This window comes from Variovorax sp. VNK109 (assembly GCF_049445855.1).
Lineage (GTDB): Bacteria > Pseudomonadota > Gammaproteobacteria > Burkholderiales > Burkholderiaceae_C > JAGOCV01.
On the sequence record NZ_JBMSDV010000001.1, the window covers coordinates 19,422 to 34,663 of the forward strand.

The window sequence follows — 15,242 nt, forward strand, 5'->3', positions numbered from 1 at the left end:
TTGCCGCAACGCAACAACATCGTGCCTCGGAAGCGCGTGGTTTGCAATCGCCCTTCGACGTATGCGGTCAGCCCCGTAGCGACGACTGGCCGAGGCGGGCCAGCACGCCTTGCGCCGCCACGACGCCCGAGGCCATGGCCGCCGTGAGCAGGTAACCGCCGGTCGGCGCTTCCCAGTCCAGCATTTCGCCGGCACAGAACACGCCGGGCATGGCACCCAGCATGAGATGCTCGTCCATCGCATCGAACGTCACGCCGCCTGCAGTGCTGATGGATTCCGCAACCGGCCGCGCAGCGGTCAGCGTGATGGGCAAGGCCTTGATGGCCGTGGCCAGCCGGACGGGAACGCCCATGTCATCGCGTGGCACGAGTTCGTGCAGCAGCGCCATCTTGATGCCGTCGATGTGAAGCCGCCCCTTGAGGTGACTGCTGAGCGAGCGGGATCCGCGTGGGTGCGCCACCTCGGCCAATACGCGCTCCGCGGGCATGTCGGGCAGCAGATCGAGATGGAATGTCGCGCTTCCTCCGGCAATGATCTGGTCGCGCAGCAGCGAAGAAACGGCGTACACCAGACTGCCCTCCACCCCCGTGGCCGTGGCGACGAACTCGCCTTTGCGTGTCAAGGTGCGGCCTTGCGGATCGGTGAAGCTGATCGCCACCGACTTGAAGGGCTGCCCCGCGAACTTCGAAGAGAAGAACTCCGTCCAGCCGCCTTTCACATCGAAGCCGCAATTGGCAGGCAGAAGACCGGTCACCGGCACGTTGCGCGCGGCAAGCCAGGATGCCCAGGCCCCGTCGGACCCGAGACGCGGCCAGCTTGCGCCGCCCAGGGCCAGCACCGTCGCTGAAGGCGTGCAAGTCACAGTGCCCGACGGGGTCGAGAACTGCAGTGCGCCGTCGGCCGTCCAGCCGGTCCATCGGTTCCGCATGTGGAACTGCACGGGCACACCCGTCGCAGGATGACGTAACCGTTGCAGCCACGCGCGCAGCAGCGGCGCTGCTTTCATGTCTTTCGGGAACACCCGGCCCGAGGTGCCGACGAATGTGTCGATGCCCAACCCCTGCGCCCATGCGCGAAGATGGTCCGGGCCGAAGCGGCGAAGCAACGGCTCCACCTGCGCACGACGCGCGCCGTAGCGCGTCACGAACACGTCGAACGGCTCCGAATGCGTCAGGTTGAGGCCCCCCTTGCCGGCCAGCAGGAACTTCCGGCCCACCGAGGGCATGGCATCGCAGAGATGCACGGCCACACCGGCAGCGCTCAGCACTTCAGCCGCCATGAGGCCGGCTGGACCGCCGCCGATCACGACAACGGATGTCACGTCTTTCAAAGTCTTCATTCGATTTCCACGAGCGCGCCCTGGCCGGTCATGAATGCAATGCGGATGACCGCCTGCGACCCATCCGGCCCGAGCGCTTGCCGATACGCTTCGCGATAGGTGCGAAGCTGCTTGAGCTTGATGTCGTCGTCCTGGGGTCGCGCCGCGGACTTGAAGTCGAGTACCCACCAGTGCCCGGTGTCCCGGCGGCGCACCAGCCGGTCCAGGCGCATCACCTGCCCGTGGTGATGCAGCGCGACTTCGTTTCCGTGCCAATCGATCACATCCGGGTTCCACGCCCACGACCCTCCACCGGAACGGATGGCGCGGGCCATGCCTTCGGCACGGTGCATCTGCTCCGGGGAAAGCTCGAATTCGCGCGCCGCCTGGCGGACCTGCGCGGGCGTGAAGCCATCGGGGCCCGACCATTCGAGCAGGCGGTGCAGGGCCTTGCCGACGAGCGACTCTCCGGTGTCATCGTCCGCCGGCCCGCGTTCGTCCGTCGCGTCTTTCATTTTCACGCGCGTGGTATCAAGAGCGGGCAGTGCAGGCATGGTGAAGGTTTCGCCGGACGGTGCACGGCCGCCTGCCAGCGCCGGGCTGCCACGCGCACCATCACCCGGTGCGGGCTCCATGGCCACCGGCTCGCACAGATCATGCAACCGCTTCCACCAGCTGCCCGGACTGCTGCGATGCGGCTCGGCGGCCGACAGCACCAAGGTCTTGCGCGCACGGGTCAGCGCCACATACAGCGCATTGAGTTCTTCCCGCTGTCGCGCCTGCTGCTCGGTCGAGAGCAGCTCGTCAGCACACGCGGGCGGACGTTTCTCGCTGGCAAGAAACACCATGCGTTGCGGCGCCCGCTCCTGGCTCGGCCAGTTCGCCAGCACGCCCATCGTCTCCGCCGTGGGCGGTGGCGCATCGGTGTCGAGCAGGAGCACCAGATCGGCCTCGAGCCCCTTCGCACCGTGGATGGTGAGCAGGCGAACCGCGCCTGGTGCTGCCGTCACCGGTGCCTGGATGCCACCCGCACGGATGGCCCGCACCAACGCATAGGGTGTGGCGTAGCGCGCGCCGTCCACCTGCAAGGCGGCCGAGAGCAACGCACGCAGGTTGGCCTGCACCGGCAGGCGCAGCGCGGCAGGAGACGCGGCCGCAAAGCGCGCGAGGACGTCACCGTCGTGGTAGATCGCGTCCAGCGCGTCGTGTGGCGGCAGTGCCTGCAACCAGGACTGCCAGCGCGTGAGCGTCCTGCCGGCGTCGGCGAAGCGCCCGGCCAGTTCGCCATCCTGCAGCAGCTGCAGCCAATGACGGTGGGGGTGCTTCTGCCGCAACCGGGCAATGCGCACGAGATCATCGTCACCCATGCCGAAGAGCGGCGACTTGAGTGCCCGCGCCAGCGACAGGTCGTGGCCCGGCGATACCAGCGCGTCCATCAGTGCCACGACATCCTGCACTTCGGGCACGTCGGCCAGATCGGTCTTGTCAGGCTGCTGCGCGGGAACGTGCAGCGCACGCAATTCGTCCTGCATGACGGCGAGACGGTCGCGTTTGCGGGCCAGCACCATCACGTCCTGAGGTTTGGTGCCGGCCGCGACGCACTGCGCGATCCACTGCGCGGCCTGTCGGCATTCGCGCGTCCGCAGCGTCTCCTCCGGCAGCTCACGCGGGGTGGTGAGGCTGTCGCGCCAGGCGAGAGGATCGTACGGCGCGCCGGCATCGTCAGCGGCTCCCCCGTCCCGCATCGTCATCGGCAGGCGCAGTGTCTGGCCTTTTTCTTCCGACTCGGTCGTGTGCGCGCGAAAGCCCGGAAGCTCGCCGGCCTGCCCTGCTGCCAGCATCGCGCCGTTCACAGCTCCGATCACGCCCGGGGCGTTGCGACGCGTGTGATCGCTGGCCAGCTTGTCACCGCCCAGGCCATCGACGATGAATTCGCACGCGTCGACGAACACCTGCGGTTCCGCCCGGCGGAAGCGGTAGATGCTCTGCTTGGGATCGCCCACGATGAAGACACCGGGTGGATGGCCACCTGCGCCCGCATAACCCGACAGCCACGAATGCAAGGCCTGCCATTGCAACGGATTGGTGTCCTGGAACTCGTCCACCAGCAGATGGGCAATGCGTGCGTCCAGCCTCTCCTGCACCCACGCGCCAAGAACCGGGTCGGAAAGCATGCGCAGCGCAGCACGCTCCACGTCGTTCATGTCCACCCAACCCCGCTCGCGCTTGAGCTGCGCAAACTCGGCCAGCAATATGCGCGCGAGCCGCACGATGCGCTGGTGGTATGTCCATGCCTCGTGTTGTGCCTGCGCGGCGCACAAGGCCTGCAATTCGGCTTCGGCGTCCTGCGCAGCAGCAAACTTGACGAGATTCTTCGTGAGCCGGTCTTCGTCTTTCACGAAGAAGGCCTTGCGCAACGCAGCGATGCATTCAGCGCCGGGTTCGAGCGCCAATGCATCGACGACTTCGTTCGCGGCTTTCTGCGGGGTCTTGTTGGCCTCGCGGCCCAGCGCCGATGCACGCGCCAGCCACCGCGCGCGCGCAATGTCGCCCCCGAGCGCAAGCCCCGGCTCCTGCAGACCCGCCCACTGCGGGAAGCGACCGGTGAAATGCGCGACGGAAGTTTCCAGCGTCTGCGCGCCATCAGCCAGCACGAATTCGACGCGCCGCGACAGTGCAGCCTGCAGGGCCTTGTGCGTCTGCGAACGCCCATGCGTGGCAACGACAGCCTCGAAATCCGCGCGGTATTCGGGCTGGGCCGCAAGCGCGGCGTAAAACCGTCGCCACACGTGGCGCACGGCCTCGGCATCGTCTTCCAGCAACTCGTAGCTGGCAGGAAGACCCAGTTCGTCCAGCACGGCCAGCGGCGCATTGCGCAGCAGCGCAGCAAACCAGCTGTGGAAGGTGCGCACCTGAACCGGTCTGCCGCAGTCCAGAACGGAACTGGCAAGCTTGCTCAACGCTTCATGGAAGCGCGGCGCCTCGGCCGCGTCCATGCCCCAGGAAACGAGCGCAGCCTGCAGCACATCACGGGGCGCGCCCGAATGACTGAGCAGCGCTTCCTGGAGTCGCTCGCGCATCTCGCCTGCCGCCTTCTTGGTGAAGGTGATCGCCAGAATCTCATGCGGCTTCGCCCCGTCGAGCAACGCACGCACGATGCGCGCGACCAGCATCCAGGTCTTGCCCGCGCCTGCACATGCCTCCACCGCGACGCTGCGACGCGGATCGCAGGCGATGGCGTAGAACGCCTCGCGGCTGACCGGCCTGCCGTTGTGCTCGTAAGCCGGGGTCATGCGGCTTCCCAGAAATCTTTACGGCACAGGCCGCGCGCGCTGCAGTACTCGCACGCACTGCCCTCACCCAGCGCAGGCAGCGGCATGCCCTGTGCAATGCGGCTCATGTCGACGAGGATGCCGTCGATCAGCGCATCGCGTGCCGCGACCAGGTCGTCCTGTTCGTAGGTGTGCGTGCCGTCGCGTTCGCCGACATTCACATAGGCGGCACGGAGCGTGTCGTCGGGCAGCAATGCGGCGTAGAAGGCGATCTGCGTGTCTTCCAGCGGCGTCCTGATGCGCTGGCGCGTGGTCTCGCGCGGCTCGGTCTTGTAGTCGATCACGAAAGTACTGCCGTCCGGCAACTGGTCGATGCGATCGATGTAGCCGTGAAGCACATGCTCGCCCAGTGGTTGCGACGTTTCGAATTCGGCCTTGCTGAACCGGCCTCCATCGGCTTCGTGCCCGGCCAGCCAGTCGAGATAGCCGTCGCGCAGGCGCGGCCATGCGGAGGCGAATGGAAGGAACTGGTCGTCCTCCAGGCCCATTCTCCGGGTCACGGTGGCCGCCGCTTCGTCCAGCAGCGCCGCGCGTTGCCGGGCGGGATTCGCAGCTCCATCGCGCAGCGCTTCGTGGAACAGCCGCAGCACGGCATGCAGCCAGTTGCCGAAGTCGCGCTTGTCCACTTCGACGTCGAGCTCATCGGCCTCGCGCAGCCCCAGTTGGCGCAAGGCGAAGAAGCGGTAAGGACAGCGCCGGAGGTCTTCATAGGAACTGGCCGACAGTCGCGTCACGGGCAATGCGTCGCCACGCGGCATGGGCAGTGGCGTGGGTTGGGGCAACACTTGGCGGTTCGGGCGCGGGTCTGACTCTTCGGGTTTCGCGCCTTGCAGCAGCAGCGCTTGCACCAACGGGCTCGGCAACACGGCTTCGCCACCCGCGTCGTGTGCACGCCAGAGCACATCCACAAGCGGGCGACCCAGGGCAAACCGCCATGCGGCCAGAAGGCTGCCGTCCAGCAATGCGCGGGACGGCAGGCCAAGCAACTCCCGTTGCAGCGCCGTCCACGGGCCGGGCGGCTCGGGCGAGGCTGCCAGCCGTACTTCGTCACTGCCGGGCAGGACGACCGCCTCGAACGGCCACGCCGGCAACTGGAGCAGCGGCAGGATGACGACCGGCGCATCCCTGGGCGCGCCGGGTTTGAAGGTCATGGCTTCCAGCGCTTCATTCGCCCAAGCCATGAACTGCGCATGGCTCATGCGACGCGATGCGTACGGCGAACGCGCGAGGAAGTCTGCGAGCCCGGCTGCGTCTTCTTCGTCCAGATGCAGCGCTGCAAGCACCCTGGCACCCGCAGCGTCTGTCGCGAGCGGCTCCCATTGACCACACGCCTGCAGGAACTGGCGCGTCGCTGCGAGCCACGCGGTCAACGGACGCGCGGCATTCATCGCCTCACGGAACTCGTCGGCCATCGTGGCGATGACCAATGCGTTTTCAGCATCACTCACATGGGCAAGCCAGTGACGAACGCCGGACCATGCAGGCATGCCTTCGCGACGCAGCAATGCTTCGAGGCGCGAGACGGAGCGGGCGTCAAACGCAGGCGCATTCTTCAGCCAGTCGAGCACGGCATCGGTGGATGCCTGCCGTGCACACGCACGCAAGGCCACCATCCAGCTTGCCGCTGCGCGCGTGGTGGAAAGCTTCCAGCCGGTCTCGTCGCGCAGCGGAACGCCCGCTGCGTCGAGCAGTGCACGCACACGGCGCGTGAGTGTGCGATCCGTCGCAACCAGCGCGACAGGCGAAACACCGGCATTGAGCCGGTTCAGCACGCAGGCCGCAGCGCGTTCTGCTTCATCCTCCGGATCCCTTGCGGCGTGCAGTGCGATTGCGCCACGCGCCGCGAAGTCATGTGCCAGCGGCAGGATCACCGCACGTGCGCCCTTGCTGCGCGCGATCTCATGCGCCAGTGCGTCGTGCTGGAAACCCTCGATCACGGCAATGCATTCGACGTCGTCGGCGAGCGCCGCTTCGAAGAGGACGTCGGTCGCGTACCCCGAAGCCGCAGCCCATTCCACCGCGACTCGAGCCACGGCAGACTCCAGTGCGAGCATGGGGTTGTCGAGCCCTCCCGACACGGCAGCTCGAGCGTCCGCAGCCCAGGCTGCACGCGCGGACGGACTTTTCGCCGCCGCCACCTGCGCCAACGCATGCGCGGACTCCACCAGACGCGGAGCCAGCACCTCGCGTTCCGCCGAAAGACCGGCACGCTCGATCCACAGCCGCGCCGTGAGCCCGTCGCGTGCCATGTCGAAGCTGATGTCCTCAGGCTGAGGGACGAAGCCGCCGAGCGCACGTGCCCATGTATGCGTGGTCTCGAAGCGGGGAACAAAGCCCGATGTCGCGCCTCGCGCCCACTCGGCGCGAGCAGCGGGCAGCATCTGCGCAAAGGGCAGCAGGACCACCGTGCGCAACGGGTGGCAGCGGGTCAGGGACAGGTGCGCGCGTACGCCTTCCAGCCAGTCTCGGGCCGGGGCGGCGTCATCGCTTTTTGCTATGTCATTCATAGCAATCCCAATCCCGATGGAGGCACTTGGTTTCTGTCACAATCCCCCAACTTTAGCTGCATCGTCATTCCATCCAGAGGACCCCACCATGGCAAGTGAACTCATCAAACACATCACGGATGCATCCTTCGAATCCGACGTGCTGCAGGCCGACAAGCCGGTGCTCGTGGACTACTGGGCCGAGTGGTGCGGCCCCTGCAAGATGATTGCTCCCATCCTGGACGAAGTCTCCGGCACCTACCAGGACAAGCTGCAGATCGCCAAGATGAACGTCGACGAAAACCGCGACATCCCCGCGAAGTTCGGCATCCGCGGCATCCCGACGCTCATGCTGTTCAAGAATGGCCAGCTCGCCGCCACCAAGGTCGGTGCCATGAGCAAGGCGCAACTCACGTCCTTCCTGGACCAGCAACTCGCCTGACCCCTCCCGGAACACGGGTCCGCAGCGGCCCGTGTTGCAACCCGGCGCAATTACCCGGTCGACAGCCGGTTTTTCCTGTCATAATGCCCCTCAATTCGCCGCGCGGCCTAGTCCAGCGGCCCGAATGCCCGAAGCGGGCGGCGCCTCCAGCCGCTTTGCCCTCCCCCCAGATTTTTCATAGAACTCCCTTCAAGGGATCATTCCATGCACTTAAACGAACTCAAGGCACTGCACGTGTCTGAAGTCCTCAAGCAGGCCGAAGCCCTTGAGATCGAGAACACCGGCCGCATGCGCAAGCAGGAGTTGATGTTCGCGATCATCAAGAAGCGCGCCAAGACCGGCGAGCAGGTGTTCGCCGACGGCGTGCTCGAAATCCTGCCCGACGGCTTCGGCTTCCTGCGCAGCCCGGACACCAGCTACACCGCGAGCACCGACGACATCTACATTTCCCCCAGCCAGGTCCGTCGCTTCAACCTGCATACGGGCGACATGATCGAAGGCGAAGTGCGCACCCCGAAGGACGGTGAACGTTATTTCGCGCTGACCAAACTGGACAAGGTCAACGGTGGTGCACCGGAAGACAACAAGCACAAGATCATGTTCGAAAACCTGACGCCGCTGTTCCCCAAGGAACAGATGCGCCTGGAACGCGACATCAAGAGCGAAGAGAACATCACGGCCCGCGTGATCGACATCATCGCCCCCATCGGCAAGGGCCAGCGCGCGCTGATCGTCGCCCAGCCCAAGAGCGGCAAGACGGTGATGATGCAGCACATCGCCCATGCCATCACCGCCAACTACCCCGACGTCCACCTCATGGTGTTGCTGGTCGACGAGCGTCCGGAAGAAGTGACCGAAATGCAGCGCACCGTGCGCGGCGAAGTCATCGCCTCCACGTTCGACGAACCGGCCGCCCGCCACGTGCACGTGGCCGAGATGGTCATCGAACGCGCAAAGCGCCTGACCGAACTCAAGAAGGACGTGGTGATCCTGCTGGACTCCATCACCCGTCTGGCCCGCGCCTACAACAACGTCGTGCCCTCGTCCGGCAAGGTGCTGACCGGCGGTGTGGACGCCAATGCACTGCAGCGTCCCAAGCGCTTCTTCGGCGCAGCCCGCAACATCGAGGAAGGCGGCAGCCTCACCATCATCGCCACGGCCCTGGTCGACACCGGCAGCCGCATGGACGAAGTGATCTTCGAAGAGTTCAAGGGCACCGGCAACAGCGAAATCCACCTGGAGCGCCGCCTGTACGAAAAGCGCGTCTTCCCCGCCATCAACCTCAACCGCAGCGGCACCCGCCGCGAGGAATTGCTGCTGGCCCCCGAGGTGCTCCAGAAGACCCGCATCCTGCGGCAGTTCATGTACAACATGGACGAAATCGAGTCGATGGAGCTCATGCTCAAGAACATGAAGGCCACCAAGACCAATGTCGAGTTCTTCGACATGATGCGAAGGGGCGGGTAATCCGGGCTATAATCGGCGGTTTCGCGGAAAGTAGCCCGGATTGGCCGGACCGGCTCCCGCACATGACAAGGAAAGACCATGAAAGAAGGCATTCATCCCAATTACCGCGAAGTGCTCTTCGTGGACCTGTCCAACGGTTTCCAGTTCGTCACCCGTTCCTGCGTGAACACCAAGGAAATGGGCAAGACCGAAGACGGTCGTGAACTCCCGCTGTACAAGCTGGATACCTCGAGCGAATCGCACCCCTTCTACACCGGCACGCAGAAGTCGGTCGACAACATGGGTGGCCGCGTCGAGAAGTTCCGCAACCGCTTCGGCAAGACCGCAGCCAAGTAAGCTGCAAAGCGCCGGCCACGTTCATCGCAGCGTGGCCGCAGCAGCACCAGACGGGCAGCCCGGGTTTCCGCGCTGCCCTTTTTCTTTGCCGAGCCCGACAATCCTCCTCCGGTGAACCGTCCAACTCCAGCCATCGTCGCGCAAAGCGCGGTCCGGCGCCTGCCGCGCATCGCCCTGCTGCTGCTTTGCGTGGCCTATGTGCTGCCCGGCTTCATCGGCCGCGAGCCGTGGAAGAACGCCGACCTCGCCACCTTCGGCTACATGTACGACCTGGCGACCGGGACGTCCGACTGGTGGAAACCCACGCTCATGGGCATGCCACCGGAAGTGGACGGCCTGCTGCCCTACTGGCTGGGCGCCTGGGCCATGCAGATCGCGCCGCCGTGGGTGGAACCCGACTTCGCAGCCCGCATTCCCTTCGGCATGCTGCTGGCGCTGACACTGGCAGCCATGTGGTACGGCGTCTACTACCTGGCGCGCAGCCCGCGCGCGCAACCCGTCGCCTTTGCGTTCGGCGGCGAGGCGCAGCCGGCCGACTATGCACGCGCCATTGCCGACGGCGGGCTGCTCGCACTGGTGGCATGCCTGGGGCTCGCGCAACTCTCGCATGAGACCACGCCTTCGCTCGCGCAGCTTGCTTTTACCGCGCTGGCGTTCTACGGCATGGCCGCGCTTGCCCGCCGCACCTGGGTGCCGATGGTGGCGGCGGCTGCCGGGCTCGCAGGCCTGTCGCTTTCCGGCGCGCCCGCCATGGGTTTGCTGTTCGGACTCGGCGGCTTCGCCGTCGCACTGATCGACCCGTCTCGCGAAGATGCCGAGGACGGAACATTGCGCCCCGTGGCGCAGGCGGCCGTGTTGCTGGCGCTGGCCCTGGCTGCCGCCGTGCTCGCCTGGGCGCTGGACGAGTGGCGTTGGCGCCTGAACCTGCCCACGCGCGACTGGCGCAGCCTGGGTCGCCTGTTCCTGTGGTTTCCATGGCCCGCGTGGCCATTGGCGCTGTGGACGCTCTGGCGCTGGCGCCGCCAGTTGACGAGCCGGCACGTCGCGCTGCCGCTGTGGTTCGCGCTGGTGTCTGCGGGCGCGACCATCTTCACGACGTCCGGTGACCGCTCGCTGCTGCTCGGCCTGCCCGCCGCTGCAACGCTCGCCGCTTTCGCACTCCCCACCCTGCGCCGCAGCGTGGCCGCGCTGATCGACTGGTTCACGCTGCTGTTCTTCACTTTCTGCGCAGTCATCATCTGGGTGATCTGGATCGCCATGGAAACCGGCGTTCCCCGCCAGCCTGCGGCCAACGTCGCCAGACTCGCGCCAGGCTTCGAGCCGAGCTTCGGCTGGATTGCATTCGGCGTCGCGCTCGCGGCCACCATCGCATGGGCCTGGCTCGTGAAATGGCGTGTGGGCCGCCACCAGTCGGCGCTGTGGAAGAGCCTGGTGCTGCCGGCGGGCGGCGCCATCCTGAGCTGGCTGCTGCTCATGACGCTGTGGATGCCGCTGCTGGACTTCGCGCGCAGCTACGCGCCTGTGGTTCAGCTGGGTGCGCCGGTCCTGAATGCAGGCGGACAGAAGCCCGTCTGCTTGGAAGCCTGGGGACTGAGCCGGCCGCAGATCGCCGGCTGGCGCTATCACGGCAAGTACGACATGCAACACGCCGGCGGCCCGGTGGCGTGCCCGTGGATGCTGGTCGATGCAGACGATGCGGCAGCACTTTCCATTGCGGTGGACATGCGCAAGTGGACGCTGCAGACGACCATCCGTCGCCCGGTCGACCGCAACGACGTCGTGCTGGTGTACCGGCGCGTGAGTCCTTGAGCACGCCTTCCGAATTCCGTGTCATCACGCGCCACGCCGGCACGGTGCTGGTAGGCCAGGTCGCGGTCATGGCTTTCGGCCTGGCCGACACCGTCGTCGCCGGCCGCTACGCCGATTCGGCCCTTGCTGCGCTGTCGGTCGGCTCTGCGGTGTTCATCAGCGTGTTCGTCGCGCTGCTGGGCGTCATGCAGGCCCTGTTGCCGGTCTGGGCAGAACTGCACGGCAGTGGCCGGCAGGCGCAGGTGGGCGTGTCGGTGCGACAGTCGCTCTATCTCTGCGCCGTCACCATCGTCACCGGCTTGCTGATCCTGCTGAACCCCGGACCGGTGCTCGAATGGACGCGCGTTCCCGAAGCCTTGCGGCCGGAGGTCGAGGCGTACCTTGGCGTGCTGGCGCTCGCGCTGCCGCCGGCCCTGCTCTTCCGCATGTTCAGCACGCTCAACCAGAGCCTGGGCAAGCCGAGGCTCGTGACCTGGCTGCAGATCGGCTCCCTCTTCGTGAAGGTGCCGCTGTCGATCTGGTTCACCTTCGGAGGTTTCGGGCTGCCGGCCGGCGGTGTGGTCGGCTGTGCGTGGGCCACGCTGGTCGTCAACTACCTGATGTTCGGCACTGCGTTGTGGCTGCTGCGGACGCAGGTGCTCTACCGGCCCTACCAGCTGTGGCGGCGCATGGAGCGGCCGGACTGGCCGGCGCTGGGCCAGTTCGCGCGCATGGGTGTGCCAGGCGGGCTGGCGATCATGGTCGAGGTCACCTCGTTCACGCTAATGGCCCTGTTCATCGCACGCATGGGCACGACGGCGAGCGCGGCGCACCAGATCGCGGCCAACATGGCGGGGCTGCTGTACATGGTGCCGCTGTCGCTGGGCATCGCGGCGAGCGCGCGCGTGAGCTTCTGGCTGGGCGCGGGCGACGCCACGCATGCGCGTCTCGCACTCGCTACCGGGCTGCGCCTCACCATGGGCATCGCCGTCGTGCTGGCTGCGGCGATGTTCCTGCTCCGCGCACCGCTTGCGTCGCTGTATTCCGGCAATCCGGCCGTGGTTGCCATGGCGTCCGGCCTGCTTGCCTGGGCCGCGCTCTACCACGTGGCGGATGCCATGCAGGCAATCTGCGTTTTCCTGCTGCGCTGCTACCGCGTGACGATCGCGCCGCTCGTCGTGTATTGCGTGCTGCTGTGGGGTCTGGGCCTGGCGGGCGGCTACGTGCTGGCCTACGGTGGTGCCGGCATCGAGCCCTGGCGCGGCGACGCGGCCACCTTCTGGATCAGCAGCGCCGTTGCGTTGTGGATCACAGGGCTCGCGTTCCTGGCGCTGCTCAGGCGCGCTTCCGTACAACGGCATAATTGACGTTAACGTAAACGTCAGACTCGAGGAGCACTCTCATGGACATCAAGGGCAAGGTCTTCATCGTCACCGGCGGCGCGTCGGGCCTGGGCGAAGGCACGGCACGCATGCTGGCTGCCAATGGCGGCACCGTCGTCATCGCCGACATGCAGGCCGAAAAAGGCGAAGCGGTGGCAAAGGACATCGGGGGTGCCTTCGTCAAATGCGACGTGAGCAACGAGGCCGACGGCCAGGCCGTGGTCGCCAAGGCCGTGTCGCTGGGCAAGCTGGCGGGTCTGGTCAATTGCGCGGGCATCGCGCCGGCCGAGAAGACAGTGGGCAAGAACGGCCCGCACGCGCTGGCCGTGTACACCAAGACCATCATGGTCAACCTGGTGGGCAGCTTCAACATGATCCGCCTGGCGGCCGACGCCATGAGCAAGAACGAACCTGAAAGCACGGGCGAGCGCGGCGTGCTGATTTCCACCGCATCCGTCGCGGCCTATGACGGCCAGATCGGCCAGGCGGCCTACAGCGCGTCCAAGGGCGGGGTGGTCGGCATGACGCTGCCCATCGCGCGCGACCTGGCCCGCAACGGCATCCGCAACATGACCATCGCCCCCGGCATCTTCGGCACGCCCATGCTGTTCGGCATGCCCAAGGAAGTGCAGGACGCGCTGGCCGCCGGCGTGCCCTTCCCGTCCCGCCTGGGTACCCCCGAGGACTACGCGAAGCTGGCGAAGCACATCATCGAGAACGACATGCTCAACGGCGAGGTGATCCGCCTCGACGGCGCGATCCGCCTGGCACCACGCTGAGCCGATGAGGGGCCCTGACGGCGCTGCCGCCAGCCGTCGGCCCCGAGGCATGCCGTGACCAGCGACTTCATCGAAGGAGACCGCATGAAGACCAGGACCAACATCGTCGCGCTGGCCACCGCACTGCTCGTTGCCGGTTGCGCCACCCAGGCCCCCGGCTTCAACTACACCGTTCCCGCGCAGCCGGAAGGCGCCTCGGGCTACACCGAGAAGCCCGGCTGGGCAACGAGGAAGTTCGCGGTCGCCGCGGCCAACCCGCTGGCGACCGACGCGGGCTACCAGATCCTCAAGGCCGGCGGCTCGGCCATCGACGCAGCCATCGCCGTGCAGATGGTGCTGGCACTGGTGGAGCCGCAATCCAGCGGCATCGGTGGCGGCGCGTTCCTTCTGCACTACAACGGCAAGGACGTGGAAGCGTTCGACGGCCGCGAAACGGCCCCCGCCGCCGCAGACGAAAAGCTCTTCCTGCTGCCCGATGGCAAACCCATGGCCTTCTACGATGGCGTGGTCGGCGGCCGCTCGGTCGGTGTGCCCGGCGCGGTGCGCATGCTCGAGATGGCGCACAGGCAATACGGCAAGCTGCCGTGGTCCACGCTGTTCCAGCCGGCCATCACGCTTGCGGAAGGCGGTTTCAAAGTCAGCGCACGGCTGAACACACTGGTGACGGCCGACGCCCACCTGAAGAAGGACCCGGTTGCCGCCGCCTATTTCTTCAAGTCCGACGGCGCGCCGCGCGACGTGGGCGTGAGCCTGCGCAACCCGGCATTCGCCGAAGTGCTGAGGAAGATCGCCGCCGAAGGCTCGCGCGGCCTGCATGAGGGCGAAGTGGCGCAGGCCATTGTCGCCAAGGTGCAGGGCCACCCGACCAACCCCGGCAAGATGACGCTGGCCGACCTGGCCAACTACCAGCCGAAGAAGCGCGTGCCCATTTGCCACGACTACAAGGCAAGCGGGCATGACTACCGCATCTGCGGCATGCCGCCACCGAGTTCGGGCGCGATCGCCGTCGGGCAGATCCTGGGCATCCTGAACAACACGAATGCCGCCACGCTGCCCCTTGCCGATGGCGTGGCCAGCCCCGCCGGCAAGGTGCCCAGCGCGGAATGGCTGCATCTCTACACCGAAGCCGCGCGGCTGGCCTTCGCCGACCGCGCGCAGTACCTTGGCGATCCGGACTTCGTGCAGCCGCCGTCCGGCAACTGGATGAGCCTGCTCGACCCCGGCTACCTCGCGCAGCGCGCCCGCATGATCGGCGCGCAGAGCATGAGACTCGCCAGGCCCGGCACGCCCGGCGCGACGCAGGTGAGCTACGCCCCGATGCCCGACCAGCCCGAATACGGCACCTCGCACATCAGCATCGTGGATGACGCAGGCAACGCGATTGCGATGACGACGACCATCGAGGACCAGTTCGGCGCGCGCCAGATGGTCGGCAAGGCGGGCGTGTCCGGTGGCTTCCTGCTCAACAACGAACTCACCGATTTCAGCTTCGCGCCTACCGATGCCGAAGGCAAGCCGGTCGCGAACCGCGTGCAGCCGGGCAAACGCCCGCGCTCGTCGATGGCGCCCACGCTGGTGTTCGACAAGGGCAGCGGCCAGCTCGTCATGAGCGGCGGAAGCCCCGGCGGCGCGCTGATCATCCACTACACGGCCAAGACGCTGTACGGCACGCTCAACTGGGGCATGAACGCGCAACAGGCGATCAACCTGCCGAATTTCGGTTCCAACAACGGGCCGACGCTGCTGGAGGAAAGGCGCTTCCCGTCCGCAACGGCGGAAGCGCTACGCGCGCGCGGCCACGAAGTGCGCGAGCAGAACATGACCAGCGGCCTGCAGGCCATCCAGAAGACGCCTTCGGGCTACTTCGGCGGGGCCGACCCGCGCCGTGAAGGGGTGGTTCTGGGGGACTGAT

10 protein-coding genes are annotated in these 15,242 nt (G+C 66.7%); 7 read left to right on the top strand and 3 right to left on the bottom strand.

All coding sequences use genetic code 11. The features are described from left to right. Positions 1 to 67: 67 nt before the first annotated feature. From ACO2Q9_RS00110 to ACO2Q9_RS00120, 3 genes are read right to left on the bottom strand one after another with little or no spacing between them, the layout of a single operon-like run. Positions 68 to 1,339, bottom strand: a complete 1,272-nt coding sequence (locus ACO2Q9_RS00110) for a TIGR03862 family flavoprotein (protein ID WP_423307063.1) — start codon at positions 1,337 to 1,339, stop codon at positions 68 to 70. Further along, the gene (locus ACO2Q9_RS00115) at positions 1,336 to 4,611 is read right to left on the bottom strand and encodes a UvrD-helicase domain-containing protein (RefSeq protein ID WP_423307065.1); all 3,276 of its coding nucleotides are present in this window, start codon (positions 4,609 to 4,611) and stop codon (positions 1,336 to 1,338) included. Before ACO2Q9_RS00115 ends, ACO2Q9_RS00110 begins: the two co-directional genes overlap by 4 nt. Continuing rightward, entirely contained in the window at positions 4,608 to 7,157 is a 2,550-nt protein-coding gene (locus tag ACO2Q9_RS00120) for a PD-(D/E)XK nuclease family protein (protein ID WP_423307067.1), read from the bottom strand. The genes ACO2Q9_RS00115 and ACO2Q9_RS00120 overlap by 4 nt, the downstream gene beginning before the upstream one ends. Before the next feature lie 88 nt (positions 7,158 to 7,245). Between ACO2Q9_RS00120 and trxA the strand changes: the two genes are divergently transcribed. From trxA to ggt, 7 genes are all read left to right on the top strand, one after another. Then, entirely contained in the window at positions 7,246 to 7,578 is a 333-nt protein-coding gene (gene trxA, locus ACO2Q9_RS00125) for a thioredoxin TrxA (protein WP_423307069.1), read from the top strand. Between the two features lie 204 nt (positions 7,579 to 7,782). Continuing rightward, the gene (rho, locus tag ACO2Q9_RS00130) at positions 7,783 to 9,045 is read left to right on the top strand and encodes a transcription termination factor Rho (RefSeq protein WP_423307071.1); all 1,263 of its coding nucleotides are present in this window, start codon (positions 7,783 to 7,785) and stop codon (positions 9,043 to 9,045) included. Positions 9,046 to 9,123: 78 nt separating this feature from the next. Then, entirely contained in the window at positions 9,124 to 9,381 is a 258-nt protein-coding gene (locus tag ACO2Q9_RS00135) for a type B 50S ribosomal protein L31 (RefSeq protein WP_423307073.1), read from the top strand. Positions 9,382 to 9,492: 111 nt separating this feature from the next. Further along, a complete protein-coding gene (locus tag ACO2Q9_RS00140; RefSeq protein ID WP_423307076.1) occupies positions 9,493 to 11,190 on the top strand; it encodes a hypothetical protein in 1,698 nt (565 codons plus the stop codon). Continuing rightward, positions 11,187 to 12,536 (top strand): MATE family efflux transporter, encoded by a 1,350-nt coding sequence (locus tag ACO2Q9_RS00145; RefSeq protein WP_423307078.1) that lies wholly within the window; start codon positions 11,187 to 11,189, stop codon positions 12,534 to 12,536. Before ACO2Q9_RS00140 ends, ACO2Q9_RS00145 begins: the two co-directional genes overlap by 4 nt. A gap of 35 nt (positions 12,537 to 12,571) precedes the next feature. Continuing rightward, positions 12,572 to 13,330, top strand: coding sequence for a 3-hydroxyacyl-CoA dehydrogenase (locus ACO2Q9_RS00150; RefSeq protein ID WP_423307080.1), 759 nt, complete (start codon positions 12,572 to 12,574; stop codon positions 13,328 to 13,330). 84 nt (positions 13,331 to 13,414) lie between these two features. Next, entirely contained in the window at positions 13,415 to 15,241 is a 1,827-nt protein-coding gene (gene ggt / locus ACO2Q9_RS00155; RefSeq protein ID WP_423307082.1) for a gamma-glutamyltransferase, read from the top strand. Position 15,242 lies beyond the last annotated feature (1 nt).

Excerpts from the sequence above, each read along its gene's own strand:
- ACO2Q9_RS00110 (WP_423307063.1), bottom strand. The coding sequence starts at position 1,339 with ATGAAGACTTTGAAAGACGTGACATCCGTTGTCGTGATCGGCGGCGGT.
- ACO2Q9_RS00115 (WP_423307065.1), bottom strand. The coding sequence starts at position 4,611 with ATGACCCCGGCTTACGAGCACAACGGCAGGCCGGTCAGCCGCGAGGCG.
- ACO2Q9_RS00120 (WP_423307067.1), bottom strand. The coding sequence starts at position 7,157 with ATGAATGACATAGCAAAAAGCGATGACGCCGCCCCGGCCCGAGACTGG.
- trxA (WP_423307069.1), top strand. The coding sequence starts at position 7,246 with ATGGCAAGTGAACTCATCAAACACATCACGGATGCATCCTTCGAATCC.
- rho (WP_423307071.1), top strand. The coding sequence starts at position 7,783 with ATGCACTTAAACGAACTCAAGGCACTGCACGTGTCTGAAGTCCTCAAG.
- ACO2Q9_RS00135 (WP_423307073.1), top strand. The coding sequence starts at position 9,124 with ATGAAAGAAGGCATTCATCCCAATTACCGCGAAGTGCTCTTCGTGGAC.
- ACO2Q9_RS00150 (WP_423307080.1), top strand. The coding sequence starts at position 12,572 with ATGGACATCAAGGGCAAGGTCTTCATCGTCACCGGCGGCGCGTCGGGC.
- ggt (WP_423307082.1), top strand. The coding sequence starts at position 13,415 with ATGAAGACCAGGACCAACATCGTCGCGCTGGCCACCGCACTGCTCGTT.